Raw genomic sequence first — 17,163 nt, 5'->3', positions numbered from 1 at the left:
CCACCTCACAGCGTCATGGACCGGCAGACGGACCGGGCGCTGTCACACGATCCAGGAGTCAGCCGGATCGTCCAGCCATACCCGCTGGCCCTTGGCACTCACGGTCAGCCCGAACCGCGAGATGTCCGGCCGCCCATGGCCGTCCCACCATCGGAACGCGGCCGCCACGTCGTCCCACAGTCGGCGGGGTCCGTACTGCCAGACGCGCGCGGTGTCCCCGTCCCGGAACATGCAACACGCCCAGGACCGGTCGTTCAGGCTGTAGAACCAGACCGGCCGGGCGCCGTCGCTCTTCTCCGCCACGAAGTGCCGGCACTGCGGGACGCGAAGGCCCAGGACGAACCGCTCCGGGCCGAATCGCTCCCCGACGAACTCCCCTTCCGTGAGGGTCGTGGACGACTCGTCACCGTCGGCCACGCTGCCCGTGACGTACTCCTTGTGGACCACGGGCGAGATCCGCTGGGACCGGAGTTTCATGAACTCCACGGGCCCGGTGAACTTCCCGGACGCGCTCTCCCCGTCCGACGCCACGACCAAGCGGGCCACCGCGTCGCCGTGGCTGTAGTTCGTCCCCCAGGGGGCCACGATGACGCCACCGGGCCGACACTGCTCCACCCACGCGAAGGGGATGGAGCGGAGGCCGCACGTAGCGATGACGCGGTCGTACGGGGCCCCTTCCGGGTAGCCCTGGAACCCGTCGCCGTGGACGACCCGGACGGGGCTTCCCAGCCGCTCCACCGTCGCCATGGCAGCCGTGGCCACCGCCCGGTCCACCTCCATGGTGGTCACGCACCCCGGCCCCGCGCGGTGGGCCATGAGCAACGCATTCCAGGTGGTGGCCGCGCCGATTTCCAAGGCCGTATGACCCGGGTGGAGGTCCAGGGCCTGGAGCATCCGGAACACGACGGAGGGCATGGACGCGGAGCTGGTGGGGACGCGGCCGGGTTCGGTGCCGGAGTGCTTGCCGTCGTCCCACTGGGTGACGATCGGTACGTCGGAGTCCGCGAACTCCTGCCACGTGGCGGGCTCGTCCGCCTTGGACACGGCCACGCTCCGGCCGGCCTCCATGTCGAACGGCCAGATGAGGTCGGGCAGCACGGTGGAGCGGGGAACGGCCGCGTACGTGGGGGCCCAGTCGGAGGAGAGGGCCCCGGAAGACATCAGGGCGCGCCCCAACCCGGCGAGGTCGGGACGGCCTTTGTGCGCGTCGGCGGTCACTCAGACAGCCTTGGGCGGGTTCGGCTGCCCTGGGCCCCCGTCGGGGGACGGGGGCTGATGCGGACCGGGGTACGGCTGGCCGGGGAGCTTGTCGCCACCGTCGTTCCGAAGTACTGCGTTCACGCTTCCTCCTCTTGAGGCTGTCGGCACAGGGCCTTTCCCCATGCCGTCGGGCTGATACGGGGCACCGACTGCGCGTCCAGGTGCCCCGCTTCGTGCTCGGGGCTTCGAGTGGGACTGCCTACCTCTGCGGACCGCAGGACTTGCAGCACGGGGCCGGCCCGCCCTCGCATTCGGCAGCCCCTGACGCTCGACGCCATAACGTCAGGTCAGGCTGGTAGCCCGCCTGGATCATCAGGTCTTGCGTCTGGTGCAACGAGCCAGTGCGTACCTGCGCTGAGGGCGGCTGATCGGGGATGTGGTGCACGAAGCGTCCGAGCCGGGCGCACAGCTCGGCATAGCGCGCCGTGTGCAGGATGAGCGCGTGCCATCCCATGTCCACCAGCTTCGAGGGGCGCATATGGCTCTCGGGGAACTGGGCGGCTGTGGCCACGAATTTCAGCGCCTCGACAACGATGCGGGCTGCACGGTCCTTGTCCATGGGCGCGTTATCGCTCTGCACCGTTGCGGTAACGGCGGCAAGGGCGTCTTCGCCGAGGAGAGCTCGTGCGTCCGTCGCGGCCCGTGCGGGGGCTTCCTGTATGGCAGTCACGGTCATGTCTTCACCGTTGTTGGTGTGCTGGTGAGTTCCCGACGAGGGCGAGGGCGATCGCGGCGCCTGTGGTCCCGCTCAGGAGGGTGCAGGTGATGAAGAGCGAGCCGGCCGGGCCGCTCAGGCACAGTGACCACGCTCGTGGTTCCTGATCCGTTGGCTTGCCACGACAGCAGTAGCGAACTGCCGCAGCTTCCGGGCCTCGTGGCGTTCCTTGTCCCACCCTCGGCACTCCACACAGCCAGGGACCGGGGCGGGGCTGAGGTCGGCGTACGGTTCGCCGAGCGACACGGGGCGTTCCTGGTGACCGTTGCCGCTCACCGCCGCGCCGCCTTCACCACGCGGGTCAGCCGGGCGGTCTGGCTTGGCGTGAGCAGTGGCGGGGCAACCCGCGTGACCTTCATGCCTCCTTCCTCCGTCATCTGCACCGTGCTGGGCCGGGCGGCAATGCCCAGATCCTTCAGCGCGGCGTCAAGGTTCGCTCCCTCTTCGGCGCACGCCGAGTAGGGCGTGCGGGCAGGGGTGGTCATGGCGCCCTCCTTGCCTCTCTGTAGCGGTTCCGCTACCGGGGTGACTCAGCGTGGCCTACAGTCGGTATGTCTTCAACTTGCGCCATCTGAACGGAGAGTTGGGGTGCCTGATGGTGAATCGCAAGGATCTCAAGCCCGACGAGTCGCCGAGCGCGCGTTTTGGTGCCCGCTTACGCAGGCTGCGGGATGAACGCGGCTGGACTCAGGACGAGCTAGGCAGGCGGATGGGGTGCTCCGGCACGCACATCTCGGCTGTGGAAACTGGTCGGCGTCCTCCAACTCTCGGCTTTGCGGCAAGTGCTGACAAGGCGCTCGGTACCGGGGACCAGTTGCAGCGGCAGTGTCGTGCAACCCGGGGCAGTGCACTACTTGAGGGCTTCCCTGAGTTTGTGGATCACGAAGGTCGCGCAGTAGAGATCCGCCTGTACGAAGTGGGCGTGGTTCCTGGTCTGCTCCAGACTCCGGACTACGCATCCGCACTTGCCAAGGGCGCTGTCATGCGTGGGGCGATCACACAGGACGAAGCCGATGAGCGGGTCTCACTCGTCGCCAAGCGGCAAGCGGCGATTGCCCGCCCACGTCCACCCATGATCTTGGCCGTGCTAGATGAGAGTTGTCTCCGCCGGCCCGTTGGCGGGGATGCCGTCATGGACCCTCAGCTTGACAGGCTGATTGAGTTCGCCAGGCAGCCGAACACCACGCTTCAGGTAGCCCCGTTCGGCATGGCAGAGCATCGTCCTTTTGACCTGCCAGTCACCGTGTTGACTCTGCCGAATCGGCAGCTCATGACCTATGCCAAGTCCGCACAGCGAGGCCAACTGGACAGAGAAAGCGACTCAGCGGCGACCATACTGACGGCCTACCATCAGATGCAGGTTGAAGCGCTCAGCCAGACGGCGTCTGTCGCCATGATCCATCAGCTAAGAAGGGCACCCCGTGACGACTCCCGATTCCCTCCGTTGGGTTAAGTCTTCCTACAGCAACAACGGCGGCCAGTGCATCGAGGTCGCTACCAATCTCACCGATCACGGCGTGGTCCCCGTCCGTGACTCCAAGAACCCGAGCGGTCCGATCCTGGACGTCTCCACCGACGCGTTCGCGTCCTTCGTGGCAAGCGTCAAGGCCGGAGAGTTCGGCGCTGTCTGACCAGTCCGGCGTCCCTGTGCGCGAACGCAGAAGAGCCCCCCGCCAGCACCCGGCGGGGGGCTCTCAAACAGCACCGATCGTAACTGACGGCCTACCATCAGCTACAGGCCGAAGCTCCCTCTCAGGCCACATCTGTGGCCTTGATCAGCCGATTACGAAAGGGCATCCCGTGACGACCGAAACCCCCAGCTGGTTCAAGTCCTCCTACAGCAGCAACGGCGGCGATTGCATCGAGGTCGCCGCCAACCTCGTCGCCTCGCACGGCGTGGTCCCCGTCCGCGACTCCAAGAACCCGAGCGGTCCGGTTCTGAACGTCGCCACCGACGCGTTCGCGTCCTTCGTGGCAAGCGTCAAGGCCGGAGAGTTCGGCGCTGTCTGACCAGTCCGGCGTCCCTGTGCGCCAGCTCCTTCTTTGTGGCCCGTAGAACGCAGAAGAGCCCCTGGAATGCGCCCTGTCACCTCTCGGCGCGCATCAGCAACGTCGCCTCGGATTCGCCACCTGGCGGATCGACGGTGTCCGCCATGATGTTCGTGAAGCGGGCCGAGGCCAAGAGCGTCGTCCACTCGCGGGGCGAGCAGTCCCAACGCGAGACCGCCCGCGCATCTCGGAGTGGGCCCACAGGACTCTCGTCACCCCGCGGCGGCTTGTGACTGAAGGCGAACACTCCGCCCGGGGACAGGCTCTTCCGGACCAACGGCAGGAGCGTTGACGGGTCCGTGAACCACACGGGGCCGAAGATCGACAGCACCACGTCGAAGCTGTCGGGGTGGTCGGTCAGGAACTGTGTCGCCTCTGCAGTGTGGAAGGTGAGGCCGCCGACGTGCCCCCAGCGTGCTTCCGCCTTGGCTTGCTGGCTGGGGGCGATGTCGATGCCGACACACTCGGCTCCCAGGGTCGCGAGGTGGGCGAGATTGCAGCCGGTACCGCATCCCAGTTCCAGCACCCGGCGCCCGCGCACCGGCCCGAGCAGGGTCTCGTCGGGACCGTGGTCGGGGTATTGGGTCCAGTTCAACCAGGTAGTAGCACCAGCGGCGTTGACGGCCCGCCTTGGCGTCCTGCCTGCGGCGTACCGTTCCCACACCGCGGTGACCGCTTCCATGCCGCTCCCTTCATACTTCATGACTCCCCCTCGGAGGAGAGGGAGCCACGGGGCCTTTCTCGCTCCTGTCAGGCGACAGGGCTGTCCGAACAGCAGGCGTGGCACTGATGGCAGTCCGCCGCCTCGGCGTTCCACAGTTCCCGGTCGATGACGAAACCGGCCTCCCTGATGGCCTGGATCGTGGCCTTGAGGACGTATGGCTGGCCGGCTTTCTCCTCGGGCAGATGCGGAACGTGGTGGATGTACCGACCCGCGTGCTTGAGACAGAAGTCCGTGTAGTTGATCGTGTCGAGCACGAAGGTGTGGACTCCGAAGTCCACGAGCCGTGCCGGCCCCATGTCCACGTCGGGGCGTTCGGCCGAGGTGACCAGGTAGGCCACCGTCTGACCGAAGGTGCGCTCGGCCATCTCCCGCTCCATGCGGTGATCCCGCATGATGAGCCGCACCGCACGCTCCCAGACTTCCGGGCCTACACAGGTTCGGGGGTCTCGTGTCTCGACTGCTGTTGCCATATGCGTCTCCTCTCGCTGTCGAAGTGATGCACTTGCCGACTCGACCTACCGCCCGGCACCGCCGCCATCACGGGAGGACGCGGGAGTCTCATACGCCGGGAATCACCACAGGTACCGCTCCGCTACCTCTCCGGACGGATTCATCGGATATCGATGCTCCTCCGAGTGATGGCGGAATCCCAGGCTTATTCGCCTTGTCGGGTAAATATCGTGGACCACTGGGAGAGGAGTTCCCGGAAGCCGTCGCCGAACACCGCGTACTGCTCGTACCTTTCAAAGTCGTCCCGATACGCATTCACGTCACGATGGTCGCGGAGTATCAGGGCGCCAGTGCAGGTTTCCACGGTGGCTAGTCGACGGTCGTACACGGTGAACGTGTTCAGCGGCATCTCTCGAATGTGGCCGCCCAAAGGGATAACACCGAGCCGTACGCCCGGAATACGAGAGACTGAAGCCAAGTGATCCAGCTGCATCGCCATGGCGAGAGGTGGCAGCAGTGGCCACCTCACGGCCTGTTCCGTCAGCAGGAACGTGAACGACTTCGATGCGTCGTAGAGCACACTCTGCCGCTCCAGCTTCTTCGCGATGGTCTTGGACTGGTCTCCGGAGACGTCCGCGATACTGGCGCGCACATACTCCGGCGTGGCCAGCAGACCGGTAATCGCTGACAGGAGAAAGAATCGGAACTCGGTCGTCACGCTTTCAAGTCTGGCCAGCTCGTTCTGCTTCTTGTCGAGCCCCCGACGCCGCGATGACCAGTGATCTTGCCACTCTGTGTTCGCCGTACGAGTCAAGGCCAGGAGGTCCGAGGCTTCCGGGCCTTCGATCTCCAGCGCTTCCAGTATCAGCTCCACGTCAACAATGACGGGTGTGAGTTTCCCGCTTTCAAGGTTGCTGATTTTAGTTTGCGACATGCTGCACCGGCGGGCGAGCCAGCTTTGCGTTTTCCCGGCTCGCCTCCGCAGGCTGCGAAGTGCTTCCGCTAGGTCTGACCTGGACTGACCTAGCCGCTCCGGCTCAAAGGTCAAGGCTCTTCACGTACTCCTCGAAAGGCACAGACTCAGCCACGGCGATGCGCTGGTATTCGATGAACCCTGCCGGATCTCCGCCGAACACCTGGCGGTTGATCTGCCGCCCGTCTGGTTCATAGTTCATGAGCACGACTTCGGAATGATCGAACATCCAGAAGTCCTGAACCCCGTCAAGGAGGTTGGAGCGATCGGTCACGTCGAGGATTCGGATCTGTTCCCCGGCCAGCGAGTGCGGCGCGTAGTACCAGGCGAACTCGAATCGCAGGTACTCGGACAGCGGTCGGGTGACGATGTGTACGCGCCCTTGGACGCGTCCCTCGGTGACCTGGCGGCGCAGCCGGTCGGTGTACTCGTTGTGGACCGTGGCCGGGTCGATGCGTTCGCCGTCCCGGAACGCCTGAAGCTCGTCGGCTTCTTGCGGCATGAGGTACTGCGGCAGCGTCTCAAGGCGCCAGGCTTCCCGTTGGAATCCCTCGAGGCGTGCCGCCCACTGCTCACCAGCCAAGAGCACGGAATGCCTCCCTCAGCACCGATTCCGGGATCTCTACAAGCCCCTCGCCCTCGGGCGGCGTGAACACCTTGCACACACCCCCCTGGACGACGAACGAGCCGGAGGCCGTCAGGTACACGTTGGGGCAGTCGTCCTTGCCGCACTCCCCGCTCCCGTTGCCGGTAAGCCGGGTCAACTCCTCGCGTGCCATGTGAACCCCCTTGGTCGAAAGCCGTAGTCGGGCCGGCGACCACGACCGTACGAGGGTGGGGAGACGGCCGTCCATGCGGGAACGCGGATATTCGCGTTGTCGGGTAAACCAGAGCCCCCGCCGTCGGCGAGGGCCATGGCACAGACGCTCATCACATGTCGAAGGTGACCGTCACCGGTGCGTGATCGCTCCACCGCAGGTCATAGCTGGCGGCGCGCTCCACGTATGCCTTCAGGGCGCGCTGGGCCAGGCCCGGGGTCGCCATGTGGTAGTCGATCCGCCACCCCGCGTCGTTGTCGAAGGCGCGGCCGCGGTAGGACCACCAGGAGTAGGGGCCCTCGGTGTCGGGGTGGAGGGAGCGGACGACGTCGACGTAGCCGCCGTGGTTCTCGTCGAGGACCTCGGTGAGCCAGGCGCGCTCCTCCGGGAGGAAGCCGGACTTCTTCTGGTTGGCCTTCCAGTTCTTCAGGTCGGCCTCCCGGTGGGCGATGTTCCAGTCGCCGCAGACCACGACCTCGCGGCCGTCGGCCGCGGCGCGCTTGCGGAGGTCGACGAGGTAGGGGAGGAAGGCCGCCATGAAGCGTTCCTTCTCGTCCTGGCGCTCGGTGCCGACCTCGCCGGAGGGCAGGTAGAGGCTGGCGACGGTCACCCCGGGCAGATCCGCCTCGACATAGCGGCCGCTGCCGTCGAATTCCGGCGAGCCGAAGCCGACCTGGACGCGGTCCGGCTCGCGGCGGGTGTAGAGGGCGACGCCGGCCCGGCCCTTGGCGGCCGCCGGGGCGTGGACCGCGTACCAGCCGGCGGGCTCGCGCACCTCGTCCGGGAGCTGCGCGGTCTCGGCCCGTACCTCCTGCAGGCACAGCACATCGGCCTCGGTCTGCGCCAGCCACGGGACGAAGCCCTTCTTGGCCGCGGCGCGCAGCCCGTTCACATTCACGGAGGTCACTGTGATCACAACGCTCGCCCTCTCCCTTTCCGGCCGCCACTCTCTCGTCGGGCCGGGGGCCAGGCTCCCATACCGGTGTCCGCCCCGATGACGGCCGGGCACCCCGGCTCGGGGTGACCCGGGTCGCTTTCCCGTCCCGCCCCACCCGCCACTCGCACACCCGTACGCTTCATGGCATGGAGACTCGCCCCACCGGGACACCCCCCGTCGAGATACGCGCCGTCCGCTACGACCACCCCGACGCCGTCGCCCTCGACGGGCTGGTCCAGCAGGAGTACGCCCGGCGCTACGGCGACGGCGATATGACGCCGCTGGATCCGGAGATGTTCAGTCCCCCGCGCGGCGCATATCTGATCGCGTACGAGGGCGACCGGGCGCTGGCCAGCGGGGGCTGGCGGGTGCAGGACGACACCGGCAAGGGGTACGCGGTCGGGGACGCCGAGATCAAGCGGATGTTCGTGCTGCCCGAGGCGCGGGGCCGGGGGCTGGCGCGGCGGATCCTGAAGGCGCTGGAGGCGGACGCGCGGGCCGCTGGGCGGTCCCGGATGGTGCTGGAGACCGGTATCAAGCAGCCGGAGGCGCTGGCGCTGTACGCGTCCTGCGGCTATGCGCTGGTGGAGAAGTTCGGCCTCTACCGGACGTACGAGGAGAGCCGGTGCATGGCGAAACCGCTGACGGGGACGGCTGACTGAGGGGCGCTCCCGCCCGCCCCCGCCCGCTCACCGGCTTTGTTGACAGGCGTCCGGGCCGCTCCCCATACTCATTCCACTAATGAACTAGCTAAAGGGGGGATTCGGGTGAGCGACCCGAGCCCATGGGCCATCGAGGCGGTAGGACTGGGGAAGAAGTACCGCCGCGGGTGGGCGCTGCGGGACTGCTCCTTCCGGCTCCCCGCCGGCCGTATCTGCGCGCTGGTCGGCCCCAACGGCGCGGGCAAGAGCACGTTCCTGGGCACCGCGACCCGGCTGGTGCAGCCCACCACCGGGACGCTGAGCCTGTTCGGCGTCCCGGTCTCCGACCCGGCCGCCCTGGAGCGGATCGCCTTCCTCGCGCAGGACAAGCCGCTCTACCCGCGCTTCACCGTGGCCGACACCCTGCGGCTCGGCCGTGAGCTGAACCCGCGCTGGGACCAGCCGCTGGCCGAGCGGATCGTACGGTCCGGGAACGTGCCGCTGGCCGCCCGGATCGGCACCCTCTCGGGCGGCCAGCGCACCCGCGTCGCCTTCGCCCTCGCCTTCGGCAAGCGGCCGGAGCTGCTGCTGCTCGACGAGCCGATGTCCGACCTCGACCCGCTCGCCCGGCACGAGCTGTCGGGCCTGCTGATGGCCGAGGCGGCCGAGCACGGCACGACCGTGCTGATGTCGTCCCACATGCTCTCGGAGATGGAGGAGATGTGTGACTACCTCGTCGTCCTCGCCGAGGGACGGCTGCGGATGGCGGGCCCGACCGAGGAGCTGGTGCCCTCCCATCTGCTGGTGACGGGCGTCGCCGACGCAGAGGGCGGTGTGCCCGAGGAGCTGCGGCGAGCGCACACCGTCGTCGAGTCCCGGGTCACCGGACGGCAGTTCAGCGCGCTGATCCGGCCCGGCGGACCGGTCGGTGACGGCTGGGAGGCCCTGACGCCGAGCATGGAGGAGGTCCTGCTGGCCTATCTGCGCTCGCCCGAGGCGCCCGACCTGATCGCCGACGGGGCCCGGATCGACGGCGGAACGCGGGAGGCGGCGGCATGAACCCGAACGACACCACCCACGACGCCGCGGCCGCGGCCCCCACAGCCGACCGGCCCGCGTCCGCCGCCGCGGACACCCCCCGCCGCGCCCTGCTGCGCGGTCTGCCCTGGCTGGTCTGGCACCGCCACCGCGCCTTCCTGCGGACCGGCCTGCTGGTCACGGTCGCGGCCTGTGTGCTCTTCGCCTACCAGCGCATCGGCGTGATGGAGTTCCTGGACCTCAAGGGCGCCACGCCGGACGCGGATGGCCAGCTGGCCAACGAGTTCCACAACCACTTCGCCTCGGACTTCGACTTCGACGTCTCGTTGCTGCAGTACGCGCCGCTCATCGTCGGCGTCTTCCTCGGCGCACCGCTGATCGCCGCCGAGCAGGAGCACGGCACCCTCAAGCTGGTCACCACCCAGTCGGTCAGCCGCGGCCGCTGGATCGCCGCCACGCTCGGCCTGCCGCTGGCCGTCGCCACGCTGTGCACCACCCTGCTGTCGGCCGCCTTCACCTGGCTGTGGACGCCGGCCCGCAATCTGGCCCTCCAGGGCGACTGGTTGACGGGCGGCGCCTTCGAGACCACCGGCCCGATACCGGTCGCCAGGACCCTCTTCCTGACCGCCTGCGGCATCGCCATCGGCATGCTGGTCAAGCGGACGGTGCCGGCGATGGCGGCCACCGCCGTCTTCGCCCTGGGCGCCTACCTGGTCTGGAGCGAGAAGGTGCGCGACCGCCTCGGCACGCTGCGCAGCGCCAGCTATCCGTACGACGGCCGCGGCCCCGATCTGCCGCTCGGCTCCGTACGCATCGACGACTGGGTGTCCACCGCCGACGGCAGGCTCTACGGCTACGGCACCTGCGTCAACGGCGATACCGCGGCCTGCCGGGCCAAGCTGGGCATCGTCAACCGCGTGACCCAGTACTTCGACTACGAGCAGATGGCCGGGATGCAGTGGCTGGGCGCGGGGATCCTGCTGGCGCTGACCGCCGTGGTGCTGGCGTTCGTGGTGTGGCGGGCCCATCGGCGGCCGCTCTGAACGGCCGGGCGCGGCACACACCGGGCGGCGCTTTGACACCCGGCACCGGCGGCCGGATCATCGAGCGGTCGGGGGGCCGAGCTGCGGCGGCGCAGCCACCGGCCCGATCGGCTGCCCTAGGGGCGCGAGCATCGGCCCTACGGGCGAGAGAAGAAGAGAGGTGGTGAGCGTCGTCGAGTTCCGCATAGACCGCCGCAGCGGTGTCGCCACCTACCTCCAGATCGTCCAACAGGTCCACCAGGCACTGCGGTTGGGCATCCTCGTGGAGGGCGACCGCCTGCCGACCGCCGCGCAGGTCGCCGCCACGACCAAGGTCAACCCCAATACGACCCTGAAGGCATACCGCGAGCTGGAACGCGAGGGCCTGGTCGAGCCGCGTCCCGGCCTGGGCACCTTCGTCAGCCGCACACTGGCCCGCCCCGAGTCCGCGGCGGACGCCCGGCTGCGCGAGGAGCTGCGCTCCTGGATGGCGCGGGCCCGGACCGAGGGCCTGGACCGGGAGGACGTCCGGGCGCTGGTGAACTCGGTGCTGGAGGAGCGGTACGCGCAGGAGTGAGACGTACGGGAGTGCGGGGAGGGGTGGCCGTCCTGACGGGAGGCCGCCCCTCCTTCGCGTTGCGTCCCGCCGCGTCCCCGTCGCCCCGCCCCGCTTGACCCTCACGTAACGTCGGGCCGCAGCCTGGGCGGCGAGGCGGACGGCTGCTCCGCCGCGTCGCCGTCATCCCGTCACCACGAACGAAAGGCGCCGAGCGTGGGCTACTCGGTCGGGCAGGTCTCCGCCGCCGCGGGGATCACCGTGCGCACCCTGCACCACTACGACAAGACCGGACTGCTCTCCCCCACCGACCGCAGCCCCGCCGGCTACCGCCTCTACAGCGACGCCGACCTCGCCCGGCTCCAGCAGATCCTCTTCTACCGGGAACTCGGCTTCCCGCTCGACGAGATCGCCACCATCCTCGAAGACCCGCAGGCCAACGCCCTGGACCAGCTGCGTGCCCGGCACCGCCTGCTCAACGAGCAGATCACCGCACTCCAGCGGCTCGTCGAGGTCGCCGAACAGGCCATGGAGGTCCAGCAGACCGGCGTGCAGCTGTCGCCCGAGGAGCGGTTCGAGGTGTTCGGCGAGATCGCCTTCGACCTCACCTACGCCACCGACGCCCAGCTGAGGTGGCACGACCGTGCGGGGCACCAGCGCTCCATGGCCAGCGCCGCCGCCCACACCAAGGAGGACTGGGCGCAGATCATGGCCGAGGCCGCCGAGTGGCGGGCACGGCTGAGAGCCGCCTTCGACGCGGGGGACCCCGCGGACGGCGACCGCGCCATGGACCTCGCGGAGGAGCACCGGCAGAGCGTCAGCCGCTGGTTCACCCCGTGCCCCACCGATATGCACGGCCGGATCGCCGACGACTTCGCGGCCGATCCCCGGGCCTTCGCCCTGATCGTCCCCCCGAGCGAACAGCGCCCGGGACTCGCCTCCTACCTGCGTACGGCCGTCCACGCCAACGCCGTACGGCAGTCGAGGCCCGACGGCGACTGAGCGCCGGGCCGCCCCACCACCGCCCCGCACATCCCGGTTCCGGCCCCGGCCTCAGGGGCCCGCACAGTGAAGGCTGCTGACCTCCCATGAAGATCGTGATCGCGGCCGCCGGCTCGTACGGCGATGTCGCCCCCTACACCGGCCTCGGTGCCCGGCTCCGCGCCGCCGGCCACGACGTCGTCCTCGCCACCCACGACGCCTACGCCCCGCTCGTACGGGCCGCGGGGATGGAATTCCGCCGGCTGCCCGCCGATCCGCGCGCCGGGCGTCCGGACGGCGGCGGCGACGGCCCGGCGCCGGAGTCCTCACCCGGTGGCAGGCGCGCCCTCCTGCGCAGGGCGGCCGCCTTCATCCGGGAGTTGGGCACGGGCCTTGCCGAAGCCACCACCGACGGCACCGAGTTGCTGCTGGCGTCCACCACCACCGCACCGCTCGGCCGGAGCCTCGCCGAGGCACACGGCATCCCGTGCTGGGAACTCCCCCTCCACCCCAACGCCCCCACCGGCGACTTCGCCCCTCCCGTGAGCGGCACCCGCTCCCTGGGCCGCTGGGGCAACCGCGCCGTCGGCCGCCTCTCCCACCGGGTCGTCGACCGCCTCTACGCGGACGCGAGCCGCGAGCTGCGGACCCGCCTCGGGCTGCCGCCCGCCACGCCCCGTACGCTCCGCCGCCGTGCCGAAGCAGCCGGCCGGCCGGTCCTGCACGGCTTCAGCGAGGTCCTGGTGCCCCGCCCCGAGGACTGGCCCGGCGGCCTGGACGTCGTCGGGAACTGGTGGCCCTGGCACGCCCCCGAGGCCGAACTTCCCTCATCGGTACGGGACTTCCTCGCCGCCGGGCCGCCCCCGGTCTTCATCGGCTTCGGCAGCATGGCGGGCGGCGCGGGCGAGCGGCTGGGCGCCCTGGCGGTGGCGGCGCTGCGCCGCGCCAAGGCCCGCGGCGTCCTCCAGTCCGGCTGGGCCGGTCTGACCACCGGCCCCGACACCCTCGCCACGGACGACATCCTCACCGTCGGCGAGGTTCCGCACGCCCTGCTCTTCCCCCATATGTCGGCCGTGGTGCACCACTGCGGCGCCGGCACCGCCGCGGCGGGCCTGCGCGCCGCGGTCCCGACCGTCCCCGTGCCGGTCACCGCCGACCAGCCGTTCTGGGCCGCGCGGCTGGCCGCCATGGGCGCCGCCACGACCCCGATCCCCTTCCGGGACCTGGCCGACGAGCACGCCGCCGAGCGGCTGGCCGACGCCCTCACCCGAGCCACCGCCGACCCCGCCCACCGCGCACGCGCCCGGAGCGCCGCCGGCCGCCTCGCCGTCGAGGACGGTGCCGGAGCGGTCGCCGAGGCGGTGGCCCGCCTGGCCGCGTAGGGCCGCACGCCACAAGGCCCCGTCGCGCAGGCCCCCACCGCGCCGGGCGGCACAATAGCCAGATTCTCCACCCACCGGTATAGGACCAATTTCTCATACCGAAGATCCTTGACGGCCGGATGGCGTTCCCGCAGGCTCATGCTGAAATGCTCACGCCCTCAGCATTCAGGTAATCACCCCCTGGAGCACGTCTTGCCGGAAAGCCTGGAAACAGGGCGCTCCACTTCCTCCTTATCCGATGAGGAACGAGCGCCGCTCGACGTACTGGGTGTCGGGTTCGGCCCCTCGAATCTGGCCCTCGCCATAGCTCTGCGCGAAACCTCCCAACCGCAGTCCGGGGTGCACTTCTACGAACGACACCCCGGATTCTCCTGGCATGGCGGCATGCTGCTGAAGAACGCCACCATGCAGGTGCACTTCCTCAAGGACCTGGTGACCCTGCGGAACCCCCGCAGCGCATTCACGTTCCTCAACTATCTGCACGACCGCGACCGGATGGTCGATTTCATCAACCACAAGGCCCTCTTTCCCAGCCGCGTGGAATTCCACGACTACCTGGAATGGGCCGCGGGCGCGCTGGCGGACCAGGTCAGCTACGGCCATGAGGTGCTGGCGATCGAGCCGTCGGCCTCGGCGGAGCAGCACGAGCTGGTCGTGCGCCTGGGCATACCCGGTTCCGACGGCACCCGGCAGCTCGTGCGCCGGGCCAGGAACGTGGTGCTGGCGCCCGGTCTGCGGCCGTCCCTGCCGGACGGCGTAGCGGAGTCGGAGCGGGTGTGGCACAGCAGCGGCCTGCTCCACCGGCTCGACGGCATACCGCGCGCGGCGCCCCTGCGCTTCACCGTCGTCGGCGCGGGCCAGAGCGCGGCCGAGGTCACCGCCCACCTCCACGAGCGCTTTCCCAACGGGCAGGTACGGGCCGTCTTCGCGGGCTACGGATACAGCCCCGCGGACGACTCCTCGTTCGCCAACCGTATCTTCGACCCGGTCGCCGTCGACGACTTCCACCGGGCTCCGCATTCCGTGCGGGAGATGCTCGTCGACCGGCATCGGAACACCAATTACTCGGTGGTCGACAACGAGCTGATCTCGGAGCTGTACCGCATCTGGTACCAGGAGAAGGTGACCGCCGAGCAGCGGTTGCTGATCGACCACACCTCCTGCCTCATCGACGTCGAGGAGAGCGCCGACAGCCCGCTCTCGCTGACGGTCGAATCCCTCACCTCGGGCGAGAAACGCAACCTGGAGTCCGACTATCTGGTGTACGCGACCGGCTATCGCCCGGTCCCGCCCGATGAGTTGCTGAGCCCCGAGCTGCTCGGCCTGTGCAAGCGCGATGTCACGGGGCGACTGCGCGTGGACCGCGACTACCGGATCCACATGGAGGGCGGGGTGCGCTACGGAATCTATCTGCAGGGCGCCACCGAGCACACGCACGGCCTGTCCTCGACCTTGCTGTCCAACACGGCGGTCCGGGCCGGAGAGGTCGCCGACTCCCTGCTGCGCCACCTCTAGGCGCCGGCGCAGAACTTCGGCCTCGAAGGAGGACCGCGCGATGTACGTTCCCGCACATTACAAGGGGAGTTCGGCGGCAGCGGTGGCCACGGTGCGCGCCAGTCCGCTGGCCACTCTCGTCACCGGAGCCGAACCGGTGCCCTTCGCCACCCACCTGCCGGTCGTGCTGCCCGAGGACGTGGCCGACGCCGTCGACAACGGGCCCGCGGATCTGCGCGGCCACCGGGTCCTCGGGCATCTGAACCGGGCCAATCCGCACTGGCGCCACCTCTCGGCCGGGCAGCCCGCCCTGCTGATCTTCCGCGGCCCCGGCGGATATGTCTCACCCGAGGTCTACGGATACACACCGGCCGCGCCCACCTGGAACTTCACGGCCGTCCACCTGCGGGGGACGATCCGGCCGCTGCCGGCCGGCGAGGAGACCCGCCGCGTCATCCACCGCACGGTGCGCGAGCTGGAGGGCCGGTTCGGGCGCCAGTGGGACATGACCGGGTCGCTCGACTACTTCGACAAGATCCTGCCCGCGGTGGGGGCGTTCGAACTGCACGTGGAAGACGTCGACGGGATGTTCAAACTCAGTCAGGAACTGGACCCGGAGACGAAGGACAAGACCACTGAGCACTTCGCCGCCAGCCCCGAAGGAACGCATCGGGAGTTGGCGTGCGCCATGGAGCGGTGGACCGGCACCGAGGGCCGGCCGTCCGAGGGGAGCCTCTGAAATGGGCAAGCAGTATGACGTCGCCGTCGTCGGCCTGGGCGGTCTCGGCAGCGCGGCCGCCCACGCGCTGGCCGCGGCCGGCCTGAAGGTGCTGGGGCTGGAGCGCTTCAGCCCGGTCCACGACCTGGGCGCGAGCCACGGCGAGTCCCGCGGCGTGTGGCAGGCGTACTTCATGGGCCCCGAGTACGTGCCGTATCTGCGCCGCGCCTACACCCTGTGGTCGGAGCTGGAGGAGGCGAGCGGCGAGCGCCTCTTCCACCGCACCGGCGGCCTGTGCCTGGGGCCCGCCGACGGCGCCCTGATACCCGCGGCCCGCGCGAGCGCCGAGAAGTGCGGACTGGAGCACGAGTACCTCACCGCGGACGATGTGCACGCCCGCTACCCGCAGTTCGAGCCGGCACCGGACTGCGTCGCGGTGTACGACCCGGGCTCCGGCTACGTCCAGCCCGAGCAGACCGTCCGGGTCGGGCTGGCCCTCGCCCGGCGGCACTCCGCCGACCTGCGCTTCAACGAGACGGTGCGGGAGATCACCGAGAACCCCGGTGGCGCGCGGGTGGCCACCGACCACGGGACCTACGACGTCGGGCATGTCGTGGTGACCGCGGGCTGCTGGTCGCCGGGCCTGCTGCCGGAGCTCACCTTCCCCGTGGAGGTGCTGCGCAAGGTCATGCTGTGGTTCGAGCCGGACGGCGGCGCACAGGACTTCCAGCCCGGTCGTTTCCCGTACTGGATCTGGGAGGGCGACGGCATGGTCGGATACGGGCACCCGGCGGCGAACGGTCTGCACGGCGGGGTGAAGGCGGGTGTGCACAGCGGCGGCACACCCACCGACGCGGACGGCGTGGACCGCTATGTGCAGCAGCGCGAGATCGCCGAGATCCAGGACTTCCTGCGCACCCGCATCCCCCGCCTCGGCGCGAGCGGCCGGTACCGCAAGAGCGCCGTCTGCCTCTACGACAACACCCCGGACCAGGCGTTCGTCATCGGTCCGGCCTCCGCGCACGGCCGGGTCGTCGTGGCGGCCGGCACCTCGGGCCATGCGTTCAAGTTCCTGCCGGCCATCGGCGAATCCGTCATGGAGATCGTGACGAAGGGGTCCGCAAGCCAGAATCTCTCGATCTTCGACCCGGCTCGTTTCGCGGGCGGCCGCTGACCGCACCGGAGGGCGAACGGACCCGCGATCAGGCTCGCCGCGGCGAGGAGGGTGGTCATCGGCAGGAACACCGTGCCGGCCCTCCTCGCCGCGGCGGCGCTGCCTTGGGGGGCCGCAGTACATCGCCTCTGCGCAAGGGCGACCGCGACAACCCGCGCATGCACCACCTGGAGGCGCTGGCGCGGTTCTTCGATATGAAGTCCGCCTGCTTCTTCGACGACGAGACCGCCT

At 69.5% G+C, this 17,163-nt stretch carries 21 protein-coding genes; 12 read left to right on the top strand and 9 right to left on the bottom strand.

What is annotated here, in order from left to right; translation table 11 throughout:
- Window positions 1–42 precede the first annotated feature (42 nt).
- From ACZ4NB_RS07160 to ACZ4NB_RS07150, 3 genes are all read right to left on the bottom strand, one after another.
- Window positions 43–1,218, bottom strand: a complete 1,176-nt coding sequence (locus tag ACZ4NB_RS07160) for a methyltransferase domain-containing protein (protein WP_467658946.1) — start codon at window positions 1,216–1,218, stop codon at window positions 43–45.
- 241 nt (window positions 1,219–1,459) lie between these two features.
- A complete protein-coding gene (locus ACZ4NB_RS07155) occupies window positions 1,460–1,936 on the bottom strand; it encodes a glycine-rich domain-containing protein (protein WP_467658944.1) in 477 nt (158 codons plus the stop codon).
- A 311-nt stretch (window positions 1,937–2,247) separates the two neighbouring features.
- The gene (locus ACZ4NB_RS07150) at window positions 2,248–2,460 is read right to left on the bottom strand and encodes a hypothetical protein (protein WP_467658942.1); all 213 of its coding nucleotides are present in this window, start codon (window positions 2,458–2,460) and stop codon (window positions 2,248–2,250) included.
- Between the two features lie 110 nt (window positions 2,461–2,570).
- Here ACZ4NB_RS07150 and ACZ4NB_RS07145 point away from each other — a divergent pair, with 110 nt between their 5' ends.
- The 3 genes from ACZ4NB_RS07145 to ACZ4NB_RS07135 all read left to right on the top strand — a co-directional run bounded on the left by ACZ4NB_RS07145 (window position 2,571) and on the right by ACZ4NB_RS07135 (window position 3,985).
- A complete protein-coding gene (locus tag ACZ4NB_RS07145; protein ID WP_467659182.1) occupies window positions 2,571–3,428 on the top strand; it encodes a helix-turn-helix domain-containing protein in 858 nt (285 codons plus the stop codon).
- A complete protein-coding gene (locus ACZ4NB_RS07140; RefSeq protein WP_467658941.1) occupies window positions 3,397–3,606 on the top strand; it encodes a DUF397 domain-containing protein in 210 nt (69 codons plus the stop codon). The genes ACZ4NB_RS07145 and ACZ4NB_RS07140 overlap by 32 nt, the downstream gene beginning before the upstream one ends.
- Window positions 3,607–3,775: 169 nt before the next feature.
- Window positions 3,776–3,985 carry a DUF397 domain-containing protein gene (locus tag ACZ4NB_RS07135; protein WP_467658939.1) on the top strand — a complete coding sequence of 70 codons (210 nt, stop codon included), beginning with the start codon at window positions 3,776–3,778 and terminating at the stop codon, window positions 3,983–3,985.
- A gap of 76 nt (window positions 3,986–4,061) precedes the next feature.
- Here ACZ4NB_RS07135 and ACZ4NB_RS07130 read toward each other — a convergent pair whose 3' ends face one another.
- The 6 genes from ACZ4NB_RS07130 to ACZ4NB_RS07105 all read right to left on the bottom strand — a co-directional run bounded on the left by ACZ4NB_RS07130 (window position 4,062) and on the right by ACZ4NB_RS07105 (window position 7,905).
- Entirely contained in the window at window positions 4,062–4,727 is a 666-nt protein-coding gene (locus tag ACZ4NB_RS07130) for a class I SAM-dependent DNA methyltransferase (RefSeq protein ID WP_467658937.1), read from the bottom strand.
- 47 nt (window positions 4,728–4,774) lie between these two features.
- Window positions 4,775–5,113 (bottom strand): glycine-rich domain-containing protein, encoded by a 339-nt coding sequence (locus tag ACZ4NB_RS07125; protein ID WP_467658936.1) that lies wholly within the window; start codon window positions 5,111–5,113, stop codon window positions 4,775–4,777.
- 290 nt (window positions 5,114–5,403) lie between these two features.
- Complete coding sequence (locus tag ACZ4NB_RS07120) at window positions 5,404–6,246, bottom strand: helix-turn-helix domain-containing protein (protein ID WP_467658934.1); 843 nt, start codon at window positions 6,244–6,246, stop codon at window positions 5,404–5,406.
- Entirely contained in the window at window positions 6,236–6,760 is a 525-nt protein-coding gene (locus tag ACZ4NB_RS07115) for a DUF6879 family protein (protein ID WP_467658933.1), read from the bottom strand. The genes ACZ4NB_RS07120 and ACZ4NB_RS07115 overlap by 11 nt, the downstream gene beginning before the upstream one ends.
- Window positions 6,744–6,950 carry a hypothetical protein gene (locus ACZ4NB_RS07110; protein ID WP_467658931.1) on the bottom strand — a complete coding sequence of 69 codons (207 nt, stop codon included), beginning with the start codon at window positions 6,948–6,950 and terminating at the stop codon, window positions 6,744–6,746. Before ACZ4NB_RS07110 ends, ACZ4NB_RS07115 begins: the two co-directional genes overlap by 17 nt.
- 151 nt (window positions 6,951–7,101) lie before the next feature.
- Window positions 7,102–7,905, bottom strand: coding sequence for an exodeoxyribonuclease III (locus ACZ4NB_RS07105; RefSeq protein WP_467658930.1), 804 nt, complete (start codon window positions 7,903–7,905; stop codon window positions 7,102–7,104).
- 167 nt (window positions 7,906–8,072) lie between these two features.
- Here ACZ4NB_RS07105 and ACZ4NB_RS07100 point away from each other — a divergent pair, with 167 nt between their 5' ends.
- From ACZ4NB_RS07100 to solA, 9 genes are all read left to right on the top strand, one after another.
- A complete protein-coding gene (locus ACZ4NB_RS07100) occupies window positions 8,073–8,588 on the top strand; it encodes a GNAT family N-acetyltransferase (RefSeq protein WP_467658928.1) in 516 nt (171 codons plus the stop codon).
- A gap of 105 nt (window positions 8,589–8,693) precedes the next feature.
- Window positions 8,694–9,626: an ABC transporter ATP-binding protein gene (locus ACZ4NB_RS07095; RefSeq protein WP_467658926.1), complete on the top strand. Its 933-nt coding sequence runs from the start codon at window positions 8,694–8,696 to the stop codon at window positions 9,624–9,626.
- Window positions 9,623–10,648, top strand: a complete 1,026-nt coding sequence (locus ACZ4NB_RS07090) for an ABC-2 transporter permease (protein WP_467658924.1) — start codon at window positions 9,623–9,625, stop codon at window positions 10,646–10,648. The genes ACZ4NB_RS07095 and ACZ4NB_RS07090 overlap by 4 nt, the downstream gene beginning before the upstream one ends.
- A 160-nt stretch (window positions 10,649–10,808) precedes the next feature.
- Window positions 10,809–11,204 carry a GntR family transcriptional regulator gene (locus ACZ4NB_RS07085; protein ID WP_399146712.1) on the top strand — a complete coding sequence of 132 codons (396 nt, stop codon included), beginning with the start codon at window positions 10,809–10,811 and terminating at the stop codon, window positions 11,202–11,204.
- A 195-nt stretch (window positions 11,205–11,399) separates the two neighbouring features.
- The gene (locus ACZ4NB_RS07080) at window positions 11,400–12,185 is read left to right on the top strand and encodes a MerR family transcriptional regulator (RefSeq protein ID WP_467658922.1); all 786 of its coding nucleotides are present in this window, start codon (window positions 11,400–11,402) and stop codon (window positions 12,183–12,185) included.
- 86 nt (window positions 12,186–12,271) lie between these two features.
- Complete coding sequence (locus ACZ4NB_RS07075) at window positions 12,272–13,546, top strand: glycosyltransferase (RefSeq protein ID WP_467658920.1); 1,275 nt, start codon at window positions 12,272–12,274, stop codon at window positions 13,544–13,546.
- 138 nt (window positions 13,547–13,684) lie between these two features.
- Window positions 13,685–15,061: a lysine N(6)-hydroxylase/L-ornithine N(5)-oxygenase family protein gene (locus tag ACZ4NB_RS07070; RefSeq protein WP_467658918.1), complete on the top strand. Its 1,377-nt coding sequence runs from the start codon at window positions 13,685–13,687 to the stop codon at window positions 15,059–15,061.
- Window positions 15,062–15,101: 40 nt separating this feature from the next.
- Window positions 15,102–15,779 (top strand): FMN-binding negative transcriptional regulator, encoded by a 678-nt coding sequence (locus tag ACZ4NB_RS07065; RefSeq protein WP_467658916.1) that lies wholly within the window; start codon window positions 15,102–15,104, stop codon window positions 15,777–15,779.
- Window position 15,780: 1 nt separating this feature from the next.
- The gene (gene solA / locus ACZ4NB_RS07060) at window positions 15,781–16,932 is read left to right on the top strand and encodes an N-methyl-L-tryptophan oxidase (RefSeq protein ID WP_467658914.1); all 1,152 of its coding nucleotides are present in this window, start codon (window positions 15,781–15,783) and stop codon (window positions 16,930–16,932) included.
- Window positions 16,933–17,163 lie beyond the last annotated feature (231 nt).

It is taken from the genome of Streptomyces sp. NPDC026575 (assembly GCF_055567415.1).
The sequence above is the reverse complement of the archived record's forward strand: the minus strand, read 5'-3'. Positions and strand labels throughout refer to the sequence as shown.

Excerpts from the sequence above, each read along its gene's own strand:
- ACZ4NB_RS07145 (WP_467659182.1), top strand. The coding sequence starts at position 2,571 with ATGGTGAATCGCAAGGATCTCAAGCCCGACGAGTCGCCGAGCGCGCGT.
- ACZ4NB_RS07155 (WP_467658944.1), bottom strand. The coding sequence starts at position 1,936 with ATGACCGTGACTGCCATACAGGAAGCCCCCGCACGGGCCGCGACGGAC.
- ACZ4NB_RS07075 (WP_467658920.1), top strand. The coding sequence starts at position 12,272 with ATGAAGATCGTGATCGCGGCCGCCGGCTCGTACGGCGATGTCGCCCCC.
- ACZ4NB_RS07125 (WP_467658936.1), bottom strand. The coding sequence starts at position 5,113 with ATGGCCGAGCGCACCTTCGGTCAGACGGTGGCCTACCTGGTCACCTCG.
- ACZ4NB_RS07090 (WP_467658924.1), top strand. The coding sequence starts at position 9,623 with ATGAACCCGAACGACACCACCCACGACGCCGCGGCCGCGGCCCCCACA.
- ACZ4NB_RS07150 (WP_467658942.1), bottom strand. The coding sequence starts at position 2,460 with ATGACCACCCCTGCCCGCACGCCCTACTCGGCGTGCGCCGAAGAGGGA.
- ACZ4NB_RS07070 (WP_467658918.1), top strand. The coding sequence starts at position 13,685 with ATGCTGAAATGCTCACGCCCTCAGCATTCAGGTAATCACCCCCTGGAG.
- solA (WP_467658914.1), top strand. The coding sequence starts at position 15,781 with ATGGGCAAGCAGTATGACGTCGCCGTCGTCGGCCTGGGCGGTCTCGGC.
- ACZ4NB_RS07110 (WP_467658931.1), bottom strand. The coding sequence starts at position 6,950 with ATGGCACGCGAGGAGTTGACCCGGCTTACCGGCAACGGGAGCGGGGAG.
- ACZ4NB_RS07130 (WP_467658937.1), bottom strand. The coding sequence starts at position 4,727 with ATGAAGTATGAAGGGAGCGGCATGGAAGCGGTCACCGCGGTGTGGGAA.
- ACZ4NB_RS07100 (WP_467658928.1), top strand. The coding sequence starts at position 8,073 with ATGGAGACTCGCCCCACCGGGACACCCCCCGTCGAGATACGCGCCGTC.
- ACZ4NB_RS07065 (WP_467658916.1), top strand. The coding sequence starts at position 15,102 with ATGTACGTTCCCGCACATTACAAGGGGAGTTCGGCGGCAGCGGTGGCC.